At 38.7% G+C, this 20,851-nt stretch carries 24 protein-coding genes and 1 pseudogene; 10 read left to right on the forward strand and 15 right to left on the reverse strand.

Annotation, left to right across the window (positions count from 1 at the left end; all coding sequences use genetic code 11):
- Positions 1-182: 182 nt before the first annotated feature.
- Together mscL and KTH84_RS14830 are read left to right on the forward strand one after the other, a co-directional pair.
- On the forward strand, positions 183-614 hold the full coding sequence (gene mscL, locus KTH84_RS14825) for a large conductance mechanosensitive channel protein MscL (RefSeq protein WP_133971877.1): 432 nt from the start codon (positions 183-185) through the stop codon (positions 612-614).
- Positions 615-755: 141 nt separating this feature from the next.
- Positions 756-1,109 (forward strand): gamma-glutamylcyclotransferase family protein, encoded by a 354-nt coding sequence (locus KTH84_RS14830; protein ID WP_262473880.1) that lies wholly within the window; start codon positions 756-758, stop codon positions 1,107-1,109.
- Positions 1,110-1,119: 10 nt separating this feature from the next.
- Here the strand turns inward: KTH84_RS14830 and KTH84_RS14835 are convergent, their stop codons facing one another.
- A complete protein-coding gene (locus KTH84_RS14835) occupies positions 1,120-1,410 on the reverse strand; it encodes a peptidylprolyl isomerase (RefSeq protein ID WP_042897457.1) in 291 nt (96 codons plus the stop codon).
- 18 nt (positions 1,411-1,428) lie between these two features.
- Positions 1,429-2,253, reverse strand: coding sequence for a bifunctional DNA-formamidopyrimidine glycosylase/DNA-(apurinic or apyrimidinic site) lyase (mutM, locus tag KTH84_RS14840; RefSeq protein WP_262473881.1), 825 nt, complete (start codon positions 2,251-2,253; stop codon positions 1,429-1,431).
- A 75-nt stretch (positions 2,254-2,328) separates the two neighbouring features.
- Between mutM and KTH84_RS14845 the strand changes: the two genes are divergently transcribed.
- From KTH84_RS14845 to KTH84_RS14860, 4 genes are all read left to right on the forward strand, one after another.
- Positions 2,329-2,895, forward strand: a complete 567-nt coding sequence (locus tag KTH84_RS14845) for a DNA-3-methyladenine glycosylase (RefSeq protein ID WP_262473883.1) — start codon at positions 2,329-2,331, stop codon at positions 2,893-2,895.
- A 133-nt stretch (positions 2,896-3,028) separates the two neighbouring features.
- Positions 3,029-5,158: a TonB-dependent receptor gene (locus tag KTH84_RS14850; RefSeq protein WP_262473884.1), complete on the forward strand. Its 2,130-nt coding sequence runs from the start codon at positions 3,029-3,031 to the stop codon at positions 5,156-5,158.
- Positions 5,159-5,167: 9 nt separating this feature from the next.
- Positions 5,168-6,277, forward strand: coding sequence for an NADH:flavin oxidoreductase/NADH oxidase (locus tag KTH84_RS14855; RefSeq protein ID WP_133971885.1), 1,110 nt, complete (start codon positions 5,168-5,170; stop codon positions 6,275-6,277).
- A gap of 56 nt (positions 6,278-6,333) precedes the next feature.
- On the forward strand, positions 6,334-7,257 hold the full coding sequence (locus tag KTH84_RS14860) for an AEC family transporter (protein ID WP_262473886.1): 924 nt from the start codon (positions 6,334-6,336) through the stop codon (positions 7,255-7,257).
- A 34-nt stretch (positions 7,258-7,291) separates the two neighbouring features.
- Here the strand turns inward: KTH84_RS14860 and KTH84_RS14865 are convergent, their stop codons facing one another.
- The 4 genes and pseudogenes from KTH84_RS14865 to KTH84_RS14880 form a co-directional block, all read right to left on the reverse strand.
- Entirely contained in the window at positions 7,292-8,116 is an 825-nt protein-coding gene (locus KTH84_RS14865) for a tetratricopeptide repeat protein (protein WP_262473888.1), read from the reverse strand.
- A gap of 183 nt (positions 8,117-8,299) precedes the next feature.
- Complete coding sequence (locus tag KTH84_RS14870; RefSeq protein WP_262473890.1) at positions 8,300-9,010, reverse strand: DsbC family protein; 711 nt, start codon at positions 9,008-9,010, stop codon at positions 8,300-8,302.
- 147 nt (positions 9,011-9,157) lie between these two features.
- Positions 9,158-9,880, reverse strand: a complete 723-nt coding sequence (locus tag KTH84_RS14875) for a YgfZ/GcvT domain-containing protein (RefSeq protein WP_262473892.1) — start codon at positions 9,878-9,880, stop codon at positions 9,158-9,160.
- 59 nt (positions 9,881-9,939) lie between these two features.
- A pseudogene (locus KTH84_RS14880) lies at positions 9,940-10,055 on the reverse strand (hypothetical protein).
- A 38-nt stretch (positions 10,056-10,093) separates the two neighbouring features.
- Between KTH84_RS14880 and KTH84_RS14885 the strand changes: the two are divergent.
- The gene (locus KTH84_RS14885; RefSeq protein WP_262473894.1) at positions 10,094-10,546 is read left to right on the forward strand and encodes an SRPBCC family protein; all 453 of its coding nucleotides are present in this window, start codon (positions 10,094-10,096) and stop codon (positions 10,544-10,546) included.
- 53 nt (positions 10,547-10,599) lie between these two features.
- Here the strand turns inward: KTH84_RS14885 and KTH84_RS14890 are convergent, their stop codons facing one another.
- From KTH84_RS14890 to rutD, 8 genes are all read right to left on the reverse strand, one after another.
- Positions 10,600-11,472 carry an NAD(P)-dependent oxidoreductase gene (locus tag KTH84_RS14890; RefSeq protein WP_262473896.1) on the reverse strand — a complete coding sequence of 291 codons (873 nt, stop codon included), beginning with the start codon at positions 11,470-11,472 and terminating at the stop codon, positions 10,600-10,602.
- A gap of 15 nt (positions 11,473-11,487) precedes the next feature.
- Positions 11,488-12,840 carry a pyrimidine utilization transport protein G gene (gene rutG / locus KTH84_RS14895; protein WP_262473898.1) on the reverse strand — a complete coding sequence of 451 codons (1,353 nt, stop codon included), beginning with the start codon at positions 12,838-12,840 and terminating at the stop codon, positions 11,488-11,490.
- A 32-nt stretch (positions 12,841-12,872) separates the two neighbouring features.
- Positions 12,873-13,436, reverse strand: coding sequence for an NADH-dependent FMN reductase RutF (gene rutF / locus KTH84_RS14900; protein ID WP_262473900.1), 564 nt, complete (start codon positions 13,434-13,436; stop codon positions 12,873-12,875).
- A 95-nt stretch (positions 13,437-13,531) separates the two neighbouring features.
- Positions 13,532-13,915, reverse strand: coding sequence for a pyrimidine utilization protein C (gene rutC / locus KTH84_RS14905; RefSeq protein WP_133971902.1), 384 nt, complete (start codon positions 13,913-13,915; stop codon positions 13,532-13,534).
- Between the two features lie 51 nt (positions 13,916-13,966).
- Entirely contained in the window at positions 13,967-14,722 is a 756-nt protein-coding gene (gene rutB / locus KTH84_RS14910; RefSeq protein WP_262473904.1) for a pyrimidine utilization protein B, read from the reverse strand.
- A complete protein-coding gene (rutA, locus tag KTH84_RS14915) occupies positions 14,719-15,837 on the reverse strand; it encodes a pyrimidine utilization protein A (protein ID WP_133971906.1) in 1,119 nt (372 codons plus the stop codon). The genes rutB and rutA overlap by 4 nt, the downstream gene beginning before the upstream one ends.
- Before the next feature lie 303 nt (positions 15,838-16,140).
- Positions 16,141-16,728: a malonic semialdehyde reductase gene (locus KTH84_RS14920; RefSeq protein WP_262473906.1), complete on the reverse strand. Its 588-nt coding sequence runs from the start codon at positions 16,726-16,728 to the stop codon at positions 16,141-16,143.
- Positions 16,725-17,531 carry a pyrimidine utilization protein D gene (rutD, locus tag KTH84_RS14925; RefSeq protein ID WP_262473908.1) on the reverse strand — a complete coding sequence of 269 codons (807 nt, stop codon included), beginning with the start codon at positions 17,529-17,531 and terminating at the stop codon, positions 16,725-16,727. Before rutD ends, KTH84_RS14920 begins: the two co-directional genes overlap by 4 nt.
- 174 nt (positions 17,532-17,705) lie before the next feature.
- Between rutD and KTH84_RS14930 the strand changes: the two genes are divergently transcribed.
- The 3 genes from KTH84_RS14930 to KTH84_RS14940 all read left to right on the forward strand — a co-directional run bounded on the left by KTH84_RS14930 (position 17,706) and on the right by KTH84_RS14940 (position 19,051).
- The gene (locus tag KTH84_RS14930) at positions 17,706-18,062 is read left to right on the forward strand and encodes a DUF488 domain-containing protein (protein WP_262473910.1); all 357 of its coding nucleotides are present in this window, start codon (positions 17,706-17,708) and stop codon (positions 18,060-18,062) included.
- A gap of 91 nt (positions 18,063-18,153) precedes the next feature.
- Positions 18,154-18,498: a zinc ribbon domain-containing protein YjdM gene (locus KTH84_RS14935; RefSeq protein WP_042897436.1), complete on the forward strand. Its 345-nt coding sequence runs from the start codon at positions 18,154-18,156 to the stop codon at positions 18,496-18,498.
- A 211-nt stretch (positions 18,499-18,709) separates the two neighbouring features.
- Positions 18,710-19,051: a YegP family protein gene (locus tag KTH84_RS14940; RefSeq protein ID WP_042897435.1), complete on the forward strand. Its 342-nt coding sequence runs from the start codon at positions 18,710-18,712 to the stop codon at positions 19,049-19,051.
- Positions 19,052-19,108: 57 nt separating this feature from the next.
- Here the strand turns inward: KTH84_RS14940 and KTH84_RS14945 are convergent, their stop codons facing one another.
- Entirely contained in the window at positions 19,109-20,824 is a 1,716-nt protein-coding gene (locus KTH84_RS14945; RefSeq protein WP_202743454.1) for a proline--tRNA ligase, read from the reverse strand.
- Between the last annotated feature and the right edge of the window lie 27 nt (positions 20,825-20,851).

Genomic DNA, 20,851 nt, shown 5'->3' on the forward strand with positions numbered 1-20,851 from the left:
ACTAAGCTTAAAATCATATTTTTCTTATCAGACAATATGTTGTTAAAGTGTGAAATAACTTTCTTTTTTTGATAAAAATATTAAATTATCAATATCATGGCGAGTACTATCTAAATGGATAAGATGCCAATGAAAAAGAAAAATATAACGTGTTTTAACCCCCGACATCTGGAGATGTTTAGATGAGTATTATTCAAGAATTTAAAGAATTTGCCGTGAAAGGCAATATGATGGATTTAGCCATTGGTGTGATTATTGGTGGTGCTTTTGGTAAAATCGTAGACTCTTTAGTAAAAGATATTATCATGCCTCTTATCAGTGTAATTACTGGTGGTGGTGTCGATTTTTCACAGAAATTCATTGTTCTAGGAGCAAACCCTGCCAATCTGCAATCTTTAGATGCTTTGCAAAAAGCAGGTATCAATGTTTTAACCTATGGTAATTTCCTCACCATTTTAATCAACTTTATTATTTTGGCTTGGGTAGTTTTCTTAATGGTGAAATTATTAAACAGACTTCGCCGTGATAAGAATGAGCCAGAAGCTCCAGCTGCAACTCCTGAAGATGTTCAATTGTTACGTGAAATTCGTGATGAGTTGAAAAAACAGGCTTAACAGTCTTCTGATAAAAATAAAAACGGTACTAAAGGTGCCGTTTTTTATGACTAAGTATTTTATATTGGACTGAAGATATTGATAAAATTGAAAAGCTACCAATAAGCTCAGCTACGCATATTGTAAAAGGGGTATAAATAAATGAATCAACTTTTTGTATATGGAACCTTATGCCCAAATAAAGCCAATGCTCATATTTTAGAGCAGATTGGCGGCAGTTGGACAAAAGCCAGCTTGCGAGGCGTGATTCATATTTTAGATTGGGGGCCAGATAAAGGATTAACTGCAATTGTTTTAGATCCCAAAGCCGATTGGGTTGAAGGCTATGTGTTTAGTACAGAAAAGCTGGAAGAAAACTGGAAAATGCTTGATGATTTTGAAGGATTTCAATATCAGCGTGTCGTCACGGATGTAAAGCTTGAGTCAGGCGAACAGATTAAAGCCTGGACATACCAACTGAATGCGCAGGCTCAAAGTTTTGAAAACTATAATTAATATAATGGAATCAACGTAAACTGCCCATTCTGAATTTAACTTCTAAAAGATGATAGCCAAACTGACTCTTTATTGGACCTTGCAGTACGCGTTCAGCGGCTGTAAAAACGATTTTATCAATAACAGGTACCAGTTGCCCTTTTTTTACTTCACCAAGCTCACCACCGCGTTTTGCTGAGTTACACGTTGAATATTGCTTGGCAATTTTGGCAAAGTCAGCGCCATTTTGTAGCTTCTTTTTTAGCTGTTCAGCTAAGTCTTTATCTTTGACCAGAATATGGCGGACGATTGCTGTTTGCATTTTATCTTCCTCTGAAAATTAGAGCTTATTGGGCTTTTTGAGGGGCTGGCACTGTGGACAAAATACACTAGCGCGTTGGCCGAGTTTAAGATTTTCTAATGTAGTCTCACAATTAATGCACATTTCTCCAGCGCGTCCATAAGCCAAAAGGGTTTGCTGGAAATAACCATTTTCGCCCATAGCATTGCTGTAGTCCCGTAAAGTTGAACCACCTAAATCAATCGCTGATTTTAAAATACGTTTGATTTCGACCACGAGTTTTTCTATCTGCTGGAAATTTAGGTCAGTAGCAGGCTGAGCTGGGTGAATCCCGACATTAAATAAACTTTCAGTTGCATAGATATTGCCTACGCCAACCACAACATGATTATCCATAAGTGCAATTTTTATGCCGACTGATTTATTTTTAAGTTTTGAAGCTAAATATTCTGCATTGAAGTCATTAGTTAAAGGTTCCGGCCCTAAAGTATCAATTAACTTCCCTTGTGTTTCAGGGTTTAGCCAGAGAATGCAGCCAAAACGACGTGGGTCGTGGTAACGTAATTCATGTTCTTCAAAGAGAATAATGAAGTGATCATGTTTTCGTAATTCATCTTGAGGATTGCATAAACGGAAGCTTCCTGACATTCCTAAATGCCAAAGCATTTGATCTTGTTCGAACTCTGCCAAGATATATTTTGAGCGGCGATTTAATCCAATAAGACGTTGCCCAACAAGTTTTTGAACATCATCAGGTATTGCCCAGCGTAAGCTTGGGTTACGTACTTCCACACTTAGAACTTTTTGATTCAATAGAGGAAATAAACTGGTTTTAGTTGTTTCGACTTCGGGTAACTCAGGCATGCCAACTCGCAGAATTAACAGATATACTGGAATAATCAAGTATATCGTGTGGTATGTAGTATTTCAGAGATTACTATGTCAGATATTTTACCATTAAGCTGGTTTCAACGTGAAACTTCACAGGTTGCTCGTGATTTAGTTGGATGCGTGCTATGTAAGCGACAAGCTGATGGACACGTTGTTCGGTGTACGATTACCGAAACGGAAGCTTATTTAGGAATTCGGGATAAAGCCTGCCATAGCTATAATGATAAACGTACAGCTCGAACTGATGTGATGTATGGTTCAGGTGGCACGATTTATGTCTATTTAATTTATGGCATGTATGAAATGCTCAATCTAATTACTCAAACGGAAGGAATTCCTGAAGGGGTGATGATTCGTTCTGCATTTTTATGTGGGGCTTCAACCAAAAAAGAATATAAGCTTTTAGCTGGACCCGGCAAACTGACACGCTATCTAGGCATTGATCGGTCTTTAAAAGGCCAGACTTTAGGTGAAGAATCTGGGCTATGGATTGAAGCGGCATCAACGCAGCCTGAAGTGGTGATGACTCCACGTATTGGAATTGACTATGCCGAAGAAGCAAAAGATTGGCCGGAGCGCTATTGCTGGAAAGATCATCCATCTTTAAGCCGTTAATTCAAATTTGGAAATCAATTTTCAGATATCGAAAAGGCTGTTCTAGATTTATAACAATGCAGAGCGAATTCAATATCCAGACAAGACACTACTTTTTGTTATCATAACTACAATATAAATAAAGGAAATAAGCATGTCCTTATTACGCTTAGACCGACTTCATTACTGTATTTTGATGAGTATGGGCTGTATTTCTAGCCCACTTGTTTGGGCAGATGACTTAGCTCAAGACATTACGGTATTGCCAACTTTACATGTTGAAGCAACCCGTACAGATACAACTTATTTGCAAACACCAGCTTCGGTTTTTCGAATAGATGCGCCTCAAGTTGATACTTCTTCACAAGTAAATTTAACTGAAGTTGTGAAAGGCATACCGAGTTTACAGATTCGTAATCGTGAAAATTATGCGCAAGATTTACAGCTCTCCATGCGTGGTTTTGGTGCACGTTCTACTTTTGGTGTTCGAGGTATTCGTCTGTATGTTGATGGTATTCCGGCAACGATGCCAGATGGACAAGGCCAAACCTCTAATATTGATTTAAGTAGTCTGGACCATGTCGAAGTACTAACAGGCCCTTTTTCTTCGCTTTATGGAAACTCATCTGGTGGAACGATTTTAACGTCTACAAAAGAAGGACAGGGTAAAGACTCGATTGAGCTGAGTTACTCGGGTGGTAGCCACGATAAAAGCCGAGCTGGGCTTGTGCTACAAGGTGGTGCAAAGGGTGCGAATGAACCAAGTTATGTTATTAGCTCATCATATTTCGATACCGATGGTTACCGAGAACATAGCGGTGCAGAAAAAGTATTAAACAATGCAAAGCTCAGTTGGAATCTTGATGATGGTAGTAAAATCAACTGGGTGACCAACTATGTAAAAATCCATGCAGATGATCCGCAGGGTCTAACTCGTGATCAGTGGAATGCTAATCCAAAACAACAAGTGCCTTTTTTAAAGCAATTTAATGTTCGTAAAGATATTGAGCAAACCCAAACGGGCGTGACGTGGTCTAAGCCAATTAATGATAAAAATGAACTTTATGCGATGGCATATTTAGGCAATCGCCAAGTGACACAATATCAATCTATCCCTAAGTCGACACAAGATGCCAGTATAAATCATGCTGGTGGGGTAATTGATTTTGAGCGTAATTATTATGGCGCTGACTTCCGTTGGACGGGTAAAGAACTATTGCCGAATACTACTCTGAGTGTCGGTGTTGCACTCGATGCAATGGATGAAGATCGCAAAGGCTTTGAAAACTTTAACTTAGTAAACGGTCAGCCTTCTTATGGTGTTAAAGGTAATTTACGCCGCGAAGAAGATAATACTTTGTGGAATATTGATCCCTATTTACAAGCTTCATGGCAGTTCTTACCAACATGGCGTTTAGATACGGGCGTACGTTACAGTAATGTCCACTATAAGTCGGAAGATCATTATTTGAGCAATGGCGACGATAGTGATAAAACCGATTACAATAAAGTTTTACCTTCTGCTGCTTTAAGCTGGCAAATTTTACCTGAACTTATGGCGTATGTGAGTTATGCCAAAGGTTTTGAAACACCGACATTTACTGAAATGGCATATCGTCCAGATGGGGAAAGTGGTTTTAATTTTGATTTAACAGCATCAACAAGCGATACCTATGAAACAGGCTTAAAGTCACAGAATCATTTGGGTGATTTTACTTTGGCAGTTTTCCAGACTAAAACTAAAGATGACATTGTTTCAGCAGGGAATTCTAACGGCCGTTCAACGTTCCGTAATGCAGATAAAACTTTACGTGAAGGTGTCGAGTTTGCATGGAATAAAAAACTGTGGCGAGATTTAACTGCAACTGCTAGCTATACATATTTAGATGCAACCTTTGATGCTGATATTCCAGCCTCAGGAAGTGTTACTCAAATTCCATCAGGGAATGCGATACCGGGTATTGCTAAAAATCAGGCTTACGCATCTTTGGCTTGGCAACCTACGCACGGTTTATATGGTGGTGTAGATATACAGTATATGGATAAAGTATACGTGAATGATACCAATAGTGACGCAGCGCCAAGCTACAGTGTAACCTCAGCTAACGTTGGTTATGCATGGGTGATGGGCGATTGGAAAGTAAATAGCTTTGCCCGTGTTGATAACCTGTTTGATAAAAACTATGCAGGTTCAGTGATCGTAAATGACGGTAATGGACGCTACTTTGAGCCAGCGGATGGACGTAACTGGAGCGCAGGTTTACGTGTAATTAAGCAATTCTAGGAATTAAAAATGGCAAAATTATTTGAAACGGTTAACTTTGGTTCACTACAACTGGTCAATAGAATTGTAATTGCCCCAATGTGCCAATATTCGGCAACAGATGACGGTGAAGTGACCTATTGGCATGAGCAGCAATGGGCAAATTATGCGTTGTCTGGTGCAGGGCTTTGTATTGTAGAGGCGACGGCTGTACAAGCTGAGGGACGTATTAGTTATGCTGACCTTGGACTTTGGAATGATCAGCAACGTGACCAAATCAAAACGTTATTGGGTAAGGTTCGCACACTTTCACCGATGCCATTTGGAATTCAGTTAGCACATGCAGGTCGTAAGGCTTCTACTGAAAAACCGTGGTTAGGCAAAGGGCAAATTGCAAAAGATCAGCCACATGGTTGGCAAACGGTTGCTCCAAGTGAAAGTACCTTTTCAGTGCATGATGCAGCGCCCCATGCTTTGACCATTGCTGAGATTAAACAAGTTCAACAAGACTTTGCAGCAGCAGCAAAACGTGCTGTAGAAGCTGGCTTTGAGTTAATTGAAGTGCATGGTGCGCATGGTTACTTGTTACATCAATTCTTATCGCCAATTGCGAATCAGCGTACTGATGAATATGGCGGTTCTTTAGAAAACCGTATGCGCATGACACTTGAGGTTCTTCAGGCAATTAAACTCGCTGTTCCAGATGGTTATCCAGTAGGAGTTAGATTGTCTGCTACCGATTGGTTGGATGGTGTAGAACACTGGGATGTTGAATCTACAGTTGGTTTATCAAAAGCTTTAGAGCAGTTGGGTGCAGCCTATGTGCACGTGTCTAGTGGTGGTTTGCATGAGCATCAATCTATTCAGATTGGAGCTGGCTACCAAGTTCCATTTGCTGAACAAGTCAAAAAGCATGTGTCTATTCCAGTCATTGCTGTAGGGCTAATTACTGAGCCAGAACATGCCGAACAAATTTTGGAAAATCAGCAAGCTGATGCCATTGGTCTTGCTCGTGCAATGTTATATGACCCACGATGGCCTTGGCATGCAGCAGCGGCTTTAGGTGCGGAAGTTAAAATTGCGCCTCAATATTTACGTTGCCAACCTCATGGGGTAAAACAGCTTTTTAATTCTTTTTAACTGTATCGGGCAAAGTCATCTTTGCCCGTTTTTCTTTAGATGAGTGAGGGTGGGCGGTGGTTTTTCAGGTTATTTTACCTATCTTGATATTGCTATTGATGGGCTATGTTTGTGTCCTCATCAAATTGGTAACGCCTGAACAGATCAAGGCACTTAGTGCATTTGTAATTAAAATTTCCTTACCCACCTTTTTAATTCATTCTTTGGCAAATAAAAATTTACAAGATATTTGGCATCCTGCCTATTTTATTGCTTATGGCGGTGGCTCTTTAATTTTATTTTTCTTGGCTTTTATTCTCTATCGAAAATATTTTAAAAATAGTTTAACCCATAGCGCCGTAATCGCGATGGGCGCTTCTATGTCCAATACTGGATTTATGGGAACTGCTATTTTGACCATGTTGATTGGCAACCATGCAGCAATCTATATTTCTTTAACCTTAATCATTGAAAATTTATTGATTGTGGTACTCATGCTGATTTTGGCCGAGGCTGGGTTACATCAACAACAAAATCTTTTACCGCTGTTAAAACAAACCTTTTTAAATTTACTAAAGAATCCAGTGATTATTGCTATTTTGGTTGGCATGGGATGTATCCTTTTAGATGTTAATCTTCCTACCATGCTTGATCAGTCTTTAGAGTTACTTGGGCGCACGGCATCACCTTTGGCTTTGTTTGCAATTGGCGGCAGTTTAGTTGGGATTGGAATCACAACAGTAAACATGCAAAGTGTTTTATTGGCGACATTTAAAGTCATCTTAATGCCATCTGTTATTTTTGCGCTTTTTTTAATAACTCCCAATGTAAGCCGTGAAATGCTTTACGCAGGAACGTTAATTGCTGCTTTACCAATGCCAATTGCTTTTGGAATTTTTGGACAAGCATATGGCCTAAATGAAAAGGCCTTAACACCTTTAATGATTAGTACCGTTGTTGGCTTTATTGGGGTGAGCGGACTTATCGCTTTGTGGTGGTAAATTAAAAAGCCCCTCGCGGGGCTTAAATCATTCACTATTTTTTCGGGGCTGGCTGTGCAGGAGTAGTGGCTGGTTGTTTACTTTTTTCTGCAATAATTTTATCAACTGAAGCTAAAGATTCTCTAGCATTGGGAACATTTTGGTTAGCTAACTCAGTAAAAATCTTTTTAGCCTGTGGCAAATTTTGCGGAATGATATTGCCATTGGCCATCATGGTCGCTAAAGCCATAGACGCTGGTGCATAACCTTTTTGCGCAATTGATTGTAAAGATTCAATGCCTTGACGTTTCATGAGTGGGTTTTTATTTTCCACACCTTGGCTAATATCATAAAGCGCTTTGACCTGAATCGCAGGGTAGTTGCCTTTTCTAATTAAAGGCGCTAACTTTTGCAGGGCAATTTGATGAGACTGTGGTTTTTTCTGAGCAAATAAAATCGTAGCAATTTTTACAGTCGCATCATCAGAACCTTGAGCTGATGCCTTTTGAATATATTGACTGAATTTGTTGCTATCTTTGGTAACTCCTAGTTCACCTGTCTCATAGATTTGCGCAAGTGTATAACTCGCTTGTGCATAACCTTTATTTGAGGCATCTTCATAATATTTAATAGCTTTAGACGAATCTTTTGCTGTGCCTTGCCCCATTTGAGTCATATAACCTAAGTTATAGATTGCTTGAGCATTACCCGTTTGAGCTAGGCGTTGCATTTCCTGAAATGCAGCTGGATAATTTTTTGCTGCATAGAGTTGTTCAACTTGTTTAAAAGCATCTGTTTTAGCAGCAGTCGTAGTGTTATCTGCCGCAAAAATTGATGCACTTGAAAGGGTGATTAGGCTTGCGATTAGTAATTTCTTCATTTCTTTTTAACCTTTTACTTCGTAGCTACATCAATCCATTGATGCATTCAATAGTTTCAAGTTTTCATCATAAATCTTGAACGCTGAAAGTAAACAGCCGATTTGTATATAAAGCACTGCACTTTGGGCAAATTGTGGAGAAAATAATAGCCACTCTGACAAAGTTCAAAATGGCTATCTGTATTATTTTGCTGACTTGAGTAATGCTTCAATTTGTTTAGCATCACTTGGTACACCCGAAATTCTTTGACCATCTTGCAAGAACAAAGTCGGTGTTCCATCAATATTTAATTTACTACCTAAAGCTATATTTTTCTGAATTGGAGTTGAACAAGTTTTGCTGGTCGTAGGTAACTTACGGTTAAGCATATAGTTTGTCCAAGCTTCTGCCGGATTTTTTGAGCACCAGATTTGAGTTGATACTTTTTCGGCGTTTGGATGCAAACTGGTCAGAGGGTAAAGGAAAACATATACCGTTACGTTATCAACCCCAACCATATTTTGTTCTAAGTGTTGGCAATACGGGCAATCTGGATCGCTAAAGATGTAGATGGTGCGTTCGCCTTTTCCTTTTACATATTTAATCGCTTGATTGAGCGGTAAGCTTTTAACATCAATCTTACCCAATTCAGCAATTCGTTCATCAGTCATATTTTTTTGTTGTTTAATGTCGACTAAATTACCTACGAAGAAATATTTGGCATCTTGGTTGGTATAGACAATACGACCGCTTGTATACACTTCATAAATGCCTTGTACAGGAGATTGAAAAATACCCTTTACAGGCAAATCGGGATAATTTGTCTTAAGATTTTGTTCAAGTGTTTTAACGTCAGCATGAGCAGAACCGAAAATAGCCAAACTCAACATGAGTGTAGCAAGTTTAGTCTTCATCTTTTTTCTCTTTAATTTCAACAGGGTTAATGATGGCATATAAAACTTAAAAAATTGACGTTCTAATTTAATGAATTCATTAGTATTTTGTATCTATTAAAAAGCCCACGATGTTAAAGGTGGGCTTTTAACTAACTATAAAATTAGCTATTGTGGTCTAGCAACATCACCGCTTAAGGCTTCTGGTAAATCTAGAATTTTAAGGCCTAGCTCTTCAAGGGCTGCGGGTTTAGCAACGACCAAAGCAAGATAGCCCTCATCATTTGCAACACTATTGACCACTTCAACATCGTTATGGAGTTGAGCTTTCGCCGCAGGTACTTCACCAATGCCTTGTACTACATGTAACCAATGTTTAGGTTTAGCCTTAAACCAAAGACGTGCCACGATTTCTTGACCTAGGTAACAGCCCTTGTCGTAATTGACACCTTCACGTTGATGTAAACGCAATTCTTGTGGTTGGAATTCATGTTCAGTTGCCTGTGTAATCCAAGCTTGACCAGAAAGAATCGCTTGTTTTTGCCATTCAGAGATATCTGTTTCTACGGTAGAGAACTCAGTTTGATGACCTGCAATTTTTGGAAAAACAGTGCCTTGTTCACTTAAGGCCATTTTCGAAAAAGCACCAAACTTTTTAATATGTTTGGCAAACTCTTCTGCTTGATCTTGAGCAACTACAATTTCAAAACTTTCCGCATTAATCTTTTTTAACCATAAGCCAAAATGAATACGACCTTTAAGGTCACAAATGGCTGTATAGCGAGTTTCATTTTCAGCTAAACGTTCTGTATCTACAGTAACTTGGCCTTGTAAAAACTTTTGTGCATCTACGCCGTTTAAAGCATATGAGGAGAAAGCAAGCAGACTCATGATTAATCCCAAATTCAATATGTTTCTTTATGATTGCTGACTATTTTGCTCCATTTTTACTAAAAAATCAGCCATAGTTTTCGTAATTTGATTTTCTCCTGAAGATCGCTTTTTGTTTTAAAAAACACCAAAAATATACGTTCGAATAAATCGGAAGGTTTAAGCTAATAAACATAATTTCAATAATTTTAAGGAAATTAAAATAAGGAGAATATGATGGCAACAGGAACAGTAAAATTTCATCGCGTGTTTAAGGCTCCAGCCGAGCGTGTCTATCGTGCATTTTTAGATCCAGATGCTTTAGTAAAGTGGTTACCACCTCATGGCTTTACTGCAAAGGTCCATAGTTTTGATGCAAATGTTGGTGGTTCATATAAAATGAGTTTTACCAATTTTTCGACAGGGTCAACTCACGCTTTTGGTGGAACCTATGTTGAGTTAATTCCTAATGAGTTAATTCGGTATAACGATCAGTTTGATGATCCAAATTTACCGGGAACCATGCAAGTCACTATTACATTAAAAACGGTATTAGTAGGTACAGAAGTATACATTACACAAGAAGGCATACCTGAAGTTATCCCTGTGGAAGCATGCTATTTGGGATGGCAAGAATCCTTATCTTTACTGACTTTGTTAATAGAAGCGGATATTCCTGATCAATAAAACGATTAATGAGAAATAAAAAAGCAGGGCTATAGCCATGCTTTTTTGATATTTCAATATAGTTCTAATTGATTGTGTTGTTCCAATATTTTAACTACAGCAGAAAAATCTATGTTTTGAGCATCGGTTTTATGTATCTGGTTAAACTGTTGTTGAATCAGATTTAAGGTGGGGAGATCTAAGTTACTTGCTGTGATCAAATCTATTGCAATATCAATATCTTTTTGCAATAAATTTAGAGCAAAGGTTTTATCAAACTTTCTGCTTAGAACACGTTGAGCCATAATATTTTCTGAAATATTGCTTTTTCCACTGGAGTGATTAATGCAATTTATAGCTGAATGTAAGTTAACCCCATGAGCTTTTAGTACACAGAGTCCTTCTGCAAGTGCCCACAAATGGGTTGCCATTAAAGTATTATTTACGGCCTTTACTGCAAATGCTGAACCACTGTCACCGACATATTCAATTAAACCTGCAAAAGCTTGAATAATTGGGCGAGCTTTTTCAAAGGAGATCTGATTTCCCCCAACCATCACTGTCAATGTCCCACGTTCGGCACCTATAGTCTGCCCAGAAACGGGAGCATCTAAATAATCCACACCTTGATGCTTGAGTTGTTGATTAAGTCTTTTGGCTATGTCGGGTACCCCACTTGTACAGTCTATCCAGATACTACCTTGCTTTGGTGAGCAGCTTTCAAGCAGATTTTCTACATTTTGACTCGTGGGCAGACATGAGAAAATAATATCGGCCTGTACAGCTTGTTGCAGACTCACTGCTCTTGTAGCAAAAGTCTGTTGATGTTGTTTTGCTTTTTCGAAGTTGCGATTCCATACATAAACCTGACGAGATACTTTTGTAAGATGAGATGCCATATGCCACCCCATCGCTCCTAAACCAATAAAGGAAACACTTTGAATCAATGGATATCTCCTGATTTAGATATGTGGTACATGGTTAAGAGACTCCACAGGTTTCTCTACAGCATTAGTTCCTGTTGCTTCTGTACGATTGAGTAATAGGTTAAGAACAATTGCTGCAAGTGTCGCAGTTCCAATACCTCCTAAGTCAAATGGCCCAATATGTAGACTGAAATTTCCAGCGCCCATAATTAAGCTGACTGCCGCAATAATTAGCGTACTATTTTTAGTAAAATCAACTTTGTTATCGATCCAGATTTTTGCACCCGCAACAGTAATCAGACCAAATACTACAATCGAGGCGCCGCCTAATAAGGCAACAGGGATGGTACTAATAATTGCTCCAAATTTAGGGGATAGACCGAGTAGAATTGCAAATAGTCCTGCAACCACAAAAATAGTCGTTGAATAGACTTTAGTTACAGCCATTACTCCTATATTTTCAGCATAAGTCGTCATGCCTGTACCACCAACAGAAGCTGATAAACTTGTACAAATACCATCGGCAAAAAAAGCACGACCCATATATGGAGATAGATTACGCCCTGTCATGGCAGAAACAGCTTTGAAATGTCCTAAGTTTTCAGCCAATAGAATAATCGCGACAGGTGCAATCAGTAAAATAGCATTGGTATTAAAAACAGGGGAATGAAAAGTAGGTAGACCAAACCATGCTGCTTGATTGATCACACTAAAATCAATTGGTTTACCTAACCCTAAGAGATTGGTAAGTAGAAAGTAAATAAAATAAGCACTGACTAGCCCGATGAGTAATAGAAGGCGGCGAATCATGCCTCGTGTAAAAACTGCAACTGTACTAATACATAAAATAGTAAGAACAGCCATCCATGTATCAAAGCTATTTGTCGAAACGCTTTTAATTGTTACAGGTGCAAGATTTAAACCAATAATCATGACGATAACCCCAGTGACAATTGGCGGCATGAACCGTTCAATCCATGCAGTTCCAGTTTTCATGACCACTAAACCGATGAGTGCATAGATCAAACCACAAATTATGGTTCCTCCAAGAGCTAATGCAATGTTTGGGTTTGCTCCTACACCTGTGTAGCCTGTTGCTGCTGCGACTGCTCCAATAAATGCAAAGCTTGAACCAAGGTAGCTTGGCATGCGGCCACCCGTGATTAAAAAGAATAGGATTGTACCGATGCCCGTTATAAAAATAGTGAGGTTTGGATCAAAACCCATCAACAATGGTGCTAAAACGGTTGCTCCAAACATGGCAAAGGCATGCTGTAGCCCCAAAATCATACTTTTGCCTGGTGGAAGATATTCATCAAGCTGCACAGGTGTTTCTAAATTACCTGTATAAGGCGTAAATTTAGGAAACCATGGTTCTTTTGTTCGCATAACAGATCCTCTTTTTCATTTTTTTATCTGCATTAACATGCTGTTTGTAATTCGCAATAACTGCGGTTGAAATACATCAGTGCGTTAAGTCCACTTTGATGACGCATTGCTTTTACTTCACAAAACAAGACATCATGGCTACCGATGCTCATACTTTGTACAATTTGACAATCAAATGACACCAAGGCTTCGTTTAAAATTGGAGAACCTGTAATTAATTTGCTCCACTCTCCATGAGTAAAACGTTCTGGCATTGGTGTTTTCCCGCCGAATATTGTAGATAGCGTACTTTGATGGGCAGCTAAAGTATTGACGCAAAGCACCTCATTCTGTTTAAAAGTATTAAAAACTGATGCTGAGCGATTCAGGCAAACTAATAGAGTTGGTGGTGTATCGGTTACACTGCATACTGCCGATGCAGTAAAACCAGCCTGTCCAGCAGGGCCTTCTGTTGTAATAACATTGACTGCTGCTCCAAGATTTGCCATTCCTTGTCTAAAAATATCCTGATTAATTTCTAAATGTATAGAACTGGGTTGGATATGAGATGTAGATAATAATAAGTCTGAAGCATTTTTTTTATTACATTTTTGCATGATTGGTCTCCGGCCCCGATACCTTTTTTCATGACGAATCGAGGCTAATACATTGTGTTATACCTGATTTGAGTTGGTTTAATTGTTGCCATCCTTCATCCCACGTGGGCAATTGATGCAATCTCAACTAATGCATCTGGCTTGACCAATCCTGTTTGAATACAGAAACGGGCAGGCTTATCGCCTGGAAAATATTCTGCATAAACTGTATTGATCGACGCATAATCTGCCCAATCTTTAATAAAAATTGAATTGAAGGTCACATCGTCCATTGAACCGCCAGCAGTTTCGATTACCTTTTTTATAGTTTCTAAAATATGGCGAGTTTGACCAGCAGCATCACCTACGTAGACCACTGTATTATTTTCATCAAAAGCTAGAGTTCCTGAAACATAAACAATATTGTCGGCTTTAGTTGCAGGTACATAAGGGGCTAGAGGAGCCGAGGTTCCTTCAGGAATAACAACTTGTTTTGGCATATTCTTTATCCTCATTTAGGCGTCTTTTTTGAAATATTTTAGGCGCGATGTTTATGCCGATTTACTGAGCAATTCTGGTGTTGTTTGAAAGCTTTCTATAAAAGAATTGGTATCAGATACCCAACCAAAGAAAGTCTTGATGTTATATAAGGCAGCGTCGTGAGCCTCTTGAGGTCCGGCTTGATAGCAAGCATCTTTAAGTGCAACACCGAAATATTCCAAAAAGAAACCATCACGTAAGGTGGATTCAACGCAGACATTAGTCGCAATGCCAACGAAGACTAAATTACGAATACCTCGAGCACGTAAAATGCTGTCGAGTGCAGTGTTGAAGAAACCGCTGTAGCGTGACTTTTCAATAATGATGTCTTGTGGAAGAGGTTGTAACTCATCAATTAAGGCAAAGTCCCAGCCGCCTTTAGATAAAAGTTGACCTTGTAACTCGGGCCGTTTACGCATGGTTTTTAAGGCATTAGATTTATGAAAATTTGGTGAACCTAAACCACCAGCCTCGACGTAGTTCTTATCCCAACCATTTTGAAAATAGATGACTTGAATCCCTGCACTATGTGCAGCATCGATCGCCTTTTTAATATTTTCGACTACAGGTTTAGTCTTTGAGACATCAAAACCTGCTAAATCTAGGTATCCACCTAAAGATGTATAAGCATTTTGCATATCAATCACGATCAGTGCAGTTTGTTCAGGGGCAAGCTGAATAGCTTCTGGTTCAGCTTTTAATACTTTGCCCGTCCCAATTTGTGCAGTGAAATCGGCACACACGATATTAGAGGTAACACTGCTCATGCCGTTTTCTCCAAAATATTCAAGCTAGAAGAAGGTTCAACCTCAATTTCAATATGTTTACGACATGCCATTAGAGGTTGGATACGTTGGCCAAAATCTTCAACACCTTGTACAAAATCATCAAAGGTCAGTAAAATGCCTTCAGTACCTTCAATGCTAGAAATTTCATCTAACATTTCAGCAACCTTTTCATAAGAACCAACCAGAGTTCCCATGTTGATATTGACGGGAGAAACGCTGGATGCCATTTGTCTAATATTGGTGTCATTACCTGATTTTTTATCTTTATTGCCTTGGTTCGTGAGCCAGTTGATAGCCTCCAGATCTGCACCATCGTTGTAGTGCTGCCACTTTGCCATTGCTTCTTCATTTGTTTGTGCGGCAATGACCATAAACAGCACATAGGTTTGAACATTGCGTCCAGTTTTATCGGTGTGTGCTTTTAGACGGTCATTGATTTCTGCATATGCTGTTGGCGTGTTTAGCCCTTTTCCAAATACAAAGTTGTAGTCTGCATATTTTGCAGAAAAGGCAAGTCCACTTTCAGATTGACCTGCACAAATAATTTTCATATCTGCTTGAGGCCTAGGTTTAACTTGGCAATCTTCCATTTGGAAAAACTCGCCTTTAAAGTCAGATTTTCCTGTTGCCCAAAGCTCTCTTAAAATTTCGACATATTCTGATAAGTACTCATAACGTTTGCCGAAGTACTCATCCCCAGGCCACATATTCATTTGGGTATATTCAGGTGCTTGCCATCCTGTCACAACATTTAGCCCAAAGCGACCATTTGAAATCGAGTCAATTGTTGATGCCATGCGTGCAACAATTGCAGGGGGCATGACTAAGGTTGCTGCGGTTGCATAAATTTTAATTTTACTGGTGACAGCTGCTAGGCCAGCCATAAGCGTAAATGTTTCTAAGTTATAGTCCCAAAATTCAGTTTTTCCGCCGAAACCACGTAATTTGATCATGGATAAAGCAAAGTCAAAACCATAATGTTCAGCGCGTTGAACAATCTGTTTGTTGAGTTCAAAACTCGGTTTATATTGCGGTGCGTTCTCAGAAAGCAACCAGCCATTATTTCCAATTGGAGTAAAGATGCCGATCTTCATATGGAATCCCCATCATGAGTTTGTAAGATCACACCGAAAATATATAAAGCTTTAAATTTCCGGTGTCTCGTTTTGTGTTTTTAATAATGCATACTATGTGCCAACTTATTAAAATTAATATTTATTAGTAACTTGAATATATTGTTTGGTATAAAATTTATCAAATGGTAAAAAATATGGCATTTATGCACCATGATAAGTCCAAAGTGCTCCATTGCGTATCTTTTGATCAATTTTGGAAATAAAAAAAACTGCATGTTTAGAGCAGGCAGTTTTTAAAATTTAAAAAAAGAAGTGAATGAGCTATTCAATTTTGCATGTATCTTCAAAGCTTAAACGTGGCAAGCGCTTATAAACCTTTTGATTATCTCCATAACCAATATTAATTATCAGATTAACATGGTGATGGGTATGTGCAAAAAACAGTTCATCCACTTGTTTCGCATCGAAGCCAGACATAGGACCTGTATCTAGTCCTAAGCTACGACAAGCCATAATCAAATAGGCTGCCTGCAAAGAGCTGTTACGAAAAGCAGTTTCGTGTGCCATTGCTTCACTTGATGTAAACCAAGATTTTGCATCGGCGTAGGGAAATAATTTGGGCAATTTTTCATAAAATTTTGTATCGGTTGCAACCAAAACAGTGACAGGAGCTGTCATCGTCTTTTCTATATTGCCAGACGACAATGCTGGCTTGAGTTTTTGTTTAGCTTCCGGTGTGGTTAAAAATACAAAACGAGCAGGACTACAATTGGCAGAAGTCGGTGCCATTTTGGCCAGATCATAAATTTGTTGAATTTGCTTAGGGCTGACGGCTTTGTCTAACCAATTGCTGTGGGTTCTGGCTTCTAAAAAGAGTTGATCTAAAATATTTAATGTTTGTTTATTCATGATAAAACCTTAATGCTATGGAAAAATTGGATGAACGTTTGATTTAGTCGTTGAGATTCGGTCACTGTGGAAGCATGTGCACCAGAAGGCAAAATATTGATTTGAGCATGATCAAGTTGAGTAAACAGACTATGTGATTTATGTACTGGAACTAAAAAATCATCTTGATTAGCAACAATATGAATATCGGTGTCTTGCAATGCTTGTACGTGCTCTACTTGTAATTGGAAATCCATCAACGCTTTGAGGCGGGCAAATACATTTGTCTTAGGTGGAAAGTTTTGGAGTTGAATATCTTCGGTATTTTTAATGTGACTATGATTCTGAGAAATCCATGCTGGAGGATACAAAAACAATGCCTGTGCACGCACATAGGCTTCAGCGCCTGCTGATGCTAACAATGCAATACGGGCATCAAAACATTTTTGCGTATGGGTATCTAACTCATCCCACGCATTAATCAGTGTAAGGCTGAGCATGGTAATTGAGCTAGATTGTAGTTGTTTTGCGAGTTCCATTCCTATGATGCCACCCAAAGCATGCCCGATCATATGGAACTCATGAATTTGAAGATGTTCTAATAAATGTAGTACTTGATTCGCCATGTCACACATATGGTAATGTGCAGGTAATAAAGCACTGTCTTGGTGGCAACCTTCTTGGTCATAAGTCACGACGTTGAAATGTGCACTTAACGATTCGAGTTGTGGACTCCAAAAACTAGCATGGCCACCTAACCCAGATGACAAAATCAAATAAGGGGCATCTTCTTGAGATGAACATGGATAAATATAATATTTCATTTTTTACCATTTGATAAAATAATGAAGAATTCAAAAGCAATTTGTATGCCTGAATTAATGAATAATGGCAAATTTAGACAATATTTAGAGCAAAAGATTCAAATTGTACAGGTAGGCAAATCAATGTGATGATTAAGCCAATACTATTTAGATTAAGCTGAGTAGGTGTCAGAAATGGATATACACATTAAAAGAATTTATGAAAATGTTGACCCTAGTGATGGAAAGCGTATTTTAGTTGACCGCCTGTGGAGTAGGGGAATTAGTAAGGAAAATGCGCATTTAGATTTGTGGCTAAAAGAAGTGGCTCCTTCAAATGAACTTCGGAAATGGTTTCATGCAGCAACGCCGGACCATTGGCAAGAATTTAAACAGCGTTATTTAAAAGAACTTGAGACCAACTTAGCAGTTAAAGAATTACACGAGATCGCATCGAAGCATAAAGTCACGCTCTTATATTCAGCAAAAGATCTTGAAAATAACCATGCAATTATTTTGAAGGAATATTTATTGAACAATAAATTAAAGTGAATATATAAATTTTTTTTTGGTAAAAGTCTTTTATATAAAACTTTAAAAAATGAGTCATATCTCGCATAATATACTTTTTGAGGTTTTTTTCATGTCTTTGCCTAATTGTCCAAAATGCCAATCAGAATATACTTACCAAGATGGCGAATTATTGATTTGTCCTGAATGCTCGAATGAGTGGAAAGAGGGTGAAGTTTCAGCATCTGAAGAACAAGAAATTATTAAAGATGCAAACGGCAATGTTTTAGCAGACGGTGACAGCGTAACTGTTATTAAAGATCTAAAAATTAAAGGTTCGTCATCGGTTGTGAAAGTGGGAACTAAAGTAAAAACAATTCGCTTAGTTCCAGATGCAAGTGATGGTCACAATATTGATTGTAAAATTGATGGTATTGGGCAGATGAAGCTTAAGTCTGAATTTGTAAAAAAAGCTTAAACTGTTAATTTTAATTACATTTCAGTAGAGGTATACACTTATATCTCTACTTTTTAAATTTCTAACATCATTATAATTTTATTACGAAAAAGTATAAAAAATGGGCTATTCAAGGAATGATTGCCCCTTTATATTGTCATAAATAACAAATAACTTTCGTCCAGAATAATAACGAAAGTCATACCCACACCAACAAAAAAATGAGGTTTTTATGGCAGGATGGTACGAAATTTCACAAGCGAGTGATGGACAATACCGCTTTATTTTAAAGGCAGGAAATGGTGAACCTATTTTAAATAGTGAGCTATATAAAGCAAAAGCTTCTGCTGTAAATGGTATTGAATCAATTCAGAAAAACAGTGGTGATGACGCCCGATATGAGCGTTTAACTGCAAAGAATGGAAAACCTTATTTCAATTTAAAAGCTGCAAATCATCAGATTATTGGCACGAGTCAGTTCTATGCGAGCGAAGCTTCACGAGATAAAGGAATTGAGTCTATTAAAACCAATGGTTCATCAACGAACATCAAAGATTTAACAGTTCAAGCATAAAATTGAGTTAAAAAAAAGCAGCTTTTAAAAGCTGCTTTTTTTTATTTATGTATGTAATTAACGCGCTAATTTAGCTAAAAGATCTTCTTTAGTTAAATTGCTCGCTTCAGCATCACGACGGCCTTTATATTCAAAAGTACCAGCATCAAGGCCTTTTTCACCAATCACAATACGGTGTGGAATGCCCATCAATTCAAGGTCAGAGAACTTAACCCCCGGACGTTCGTTACGGTCATCAAGCAACACATCAAAACCTTGAGCTTGAAGTTCTGCATAAAGTGCTTCTGCTGCTTCAAGAGTACGTGGTGATTTGTGTGCATTCATTGGGACAATTGCAATCTCAAAAGGTGCAATGGCTTGTGGCCACATAATGCCTTTGTCATCGTAATTTTGTTCAATTGCAGCTGCAACTACACGTGTTACCCCGATACCGTAGCATCCCATTGTTACAGTAAATGGTTTGCCATCTTCACCTAAGACTTTACAGCCTAAAGCTTCAGAGTATTTAGTCCCAAGTTGGAAAATATGACCTACTTCAATACCACGTTTAATTTGTAGCGTGCCTTTACCATCTGGAGATGGGTCGCCTTCAACCACATTACGTAAGTCAAAAACTTCGGTAATTTGCGCATCACGTTCCCAGTTTACGCCTACTGCATGTTTATCAGTTTCATTTGCACCAGCAACGAAGTCTGAAAGAACAGATGCAGCGCGGTCAACAATTACAGTTAAGCCTTTTTCGACTAAACCTTGTGGACCTGTAAAGCCAGCAGTTAAACCAAATGCTTGAAGTTGTTCTTCAGTTGCAAAAGTAAGAGGCGCAGCCACTAAAGGATGCTTCTCGGCTTTAATTTCATTCAGTTCGTGGTCGCCACGTACAAATAGAGCAACGACAGGAACCTGACCTTTTTCGTCAGCAACGCCTTGAACCAATAATGCTTTAACAGATTGCTTCGGATCAGCATTTAAGAACTGACAGACGTCATCAATCGTTTTTTGATTTGGTGTTTCAACCAATTTAAATTCTTGTGCCGGTGCTGCACGTTCACCGACTAAAACAGCCTCAGCCATTTCAACGTTCGCTGCATAGTCAGATTCAGTTGAAAATGCGATGTCATCTTCACCACTTGCAGCTAATACATGGAACTCGTGTGAAGCTGAACCACCAATAGAACCTGTATCGGCTTGTACTGGACGGAAATCTAAACCTAAGCGAGTGAAAATACGGCTATAGGTGTCGTACATCACATCATAAGTTTCTTGTAGTGATTCTTGAGTTGCATGGAAAGAATAAGCATCTTTCATAATGAACTCACGTGAACGCATTACACCAAAACGGGGACGAATTTCATCACGGAATTTGGTTTGAATTTGGTAGAAATTTACAGGAAGCTGCTTATAACTTTTAAGTTCGTTACGCGCCATATCTGTAATAACTTCTTCATGCGTTGGCCCGAGTACAAATGGGTTCGCATGACGATCTTTAAAGCGTAATAATTCAGGACCATATTGTTCATATCGACCCGATTCTTCCCAAAGACTTGCGGGTTGAGTCACGGGCATGAATACTTCCATTGCGCCTGAGCGGTTCATTTCTTCACGAACAATCGCATCTACTTTTTTAAGCACACGTGTTCCCATCGGCAGCCATGTATATAAACCAGATGCCAATTTACGAATCATCCCCGCACGTAACATGAGCTGGTGTGAAATCACTTCAGCATCATTTGGGGTTTCTCTCAACGTTGCAAATAAAAAGCGGCTTGCGCGCATGGAAAAAGTCCTAAAAGTTAAGCGTTA

The organism is Acinetobacter sp. WU_MDCI_Abxb74 (genome assembly GCF_025513915.1).
Classification (GTDB): Bacteria; Pseudomonadota; Gammaproteobacteria; order Pseudomonadales; family Moraxellaceae; genus Acinetobacter; species Acinetobacter calcoaceticus_C.

Coding starts and splice junctions, on each gene's coding strand:
- mscL (WP_133971877.1), top strand. CDS start 183: ATGAGTATTATTCAAGAATTTAAAGAATTTGCCGTGAAAGGCAATATG.
- KTH84_RS14830 (WP_262473880.1), top strand. CDS start 756: ATGAATCAACTTTTTGTATATGGAACCTTATGCCCAAATAAAGCCAAT.
- KTH84_RS14835 (WP_042897457.1), bottom strand. CDS start 1,410: ATGCAAACAGCAATCGTCCGCCATATTCTGGTCAAAGATAAAGACTTA.
- mutM (WP_262473881.1), bottom strand. CDS start 2,253: ATGCCTGAGTTACCCGAAGTCGAAACAACTAAAACCAGTTTATTTCCT.
- KTH84_RS14845 (WP_262473883.1), top strand. CDS start 2,329: ATGTCAGATATTTTACCATTAAGCTGGTTTCAACGTGAAACTTCACAG.
- KTH84_RS14850 (WP_262473884.1), top strand. CDS start 3,029: ATGTCCTTATTACGCTTAGACCGACTTCATTACTGTATTTTGATGAGT.
- KTH84_RS14855 (WP_133971885.1), top strand. CDS start 5,168: ATGGCAAAATTATTTGAAACGGTTAACTTTGGTTCACTACAACTGGTC.
- KTH84_RS14865 (WP_262473888.1), bottom strand. CDS start 8,116: ATGAAGAAATTACTAATCGCAAGCCTAATCACCCTTTCAAGTGCATCA.
- KTH84_RS14870 (WP_262473890.1), bottom strand. CDS start 9,010: ATGAAGACTAAACTTGCTACACTCATGTTGAGTTTGGCTATTTTCGGT.
- KTH84_RS14875 (WP_262473892.1), bottom strand. CDS start 9,880: ATGAGTCTGCTTGCTTTCTCCTCATATGCTTTAAACGGCGTAGATGCA.
- KTH84_RS14885 (WP_262473894.1), top strand. CDS start 10,094: ATGATGGCAACAGGAACAGTAAAATTTCATCGCGTGTTTAAGGCTCCA.
- rutG (WP_262473898.1), bottom strand. CDS start 12,840: ATGCGAACAAAAGAACCATGGTTTCCTAAATTTACGCCTTATACAGGT.
- rutF (WP_262473900.1), bottom strand. CDS start 13,436: ATGCAAAAATGTAATAAAAAAAATGCTTCAGACTTATTATTATCTACA.
- rutC (WP_133971902.1), bottom strand. CDS start 13,915: ATGCCAAAACAAGTTGTTATTCCTGAAGGAACCTCGGCTCCTCTAGCC.
- rutB (WP_262473904.1), bottom strand. CDS start 14,722: ATGAGCAGTGTTACCTCTAATATCGTGTGTGCCGATTTCACTGCACAA.
- rutA (WP_133971906.1), bottom strand. CDS start 15,837: ATGAAGATCGGCATCTTTACTCCAATTGGAAATAATGGCTGGTTGCTT.
- KTH84_RS14920 (WP_262473906.1), bottom strand. CDS start 16,728: ATGAATAAACAAACATTAAATATTTTAGATCAACTCTTTTTAGAAGCC.
- rutD (WP_262473908.1), bottom strand. CDS start 17,531: ATGAAATATTATATTTATCCATGTTCATCTCAAGAAGATGCCCCTTAT.
- KTH84_RS14930 (WP_262473910.1), top strand. CDS start 17,706: ATGGATATACACATTAAAAGAATTTATGAAAATGTTGACCCTAGTGAT.
- KTH84_RS14935 (WP_042897436.1), top strand. CDS start 18,154: ATGTCTTTGCCTAATTGTCCAAAATGCCAATCAGAATATACTTACCAA.
- KTH84_RS14940 (WP_042897435.1), top strand. CDS start 18,710: ATGGCAGGATGGTACGAAATTTCACAAGCGAGTGATGGACAATACCGC.
- KTH84_RS14945 (WP_202743454.1), bottom strand. CDS start 20,824: ATGCGCGCAAGCCGCTTTTTATTTGCAACGTTGAGAGAAACCCCAAAT.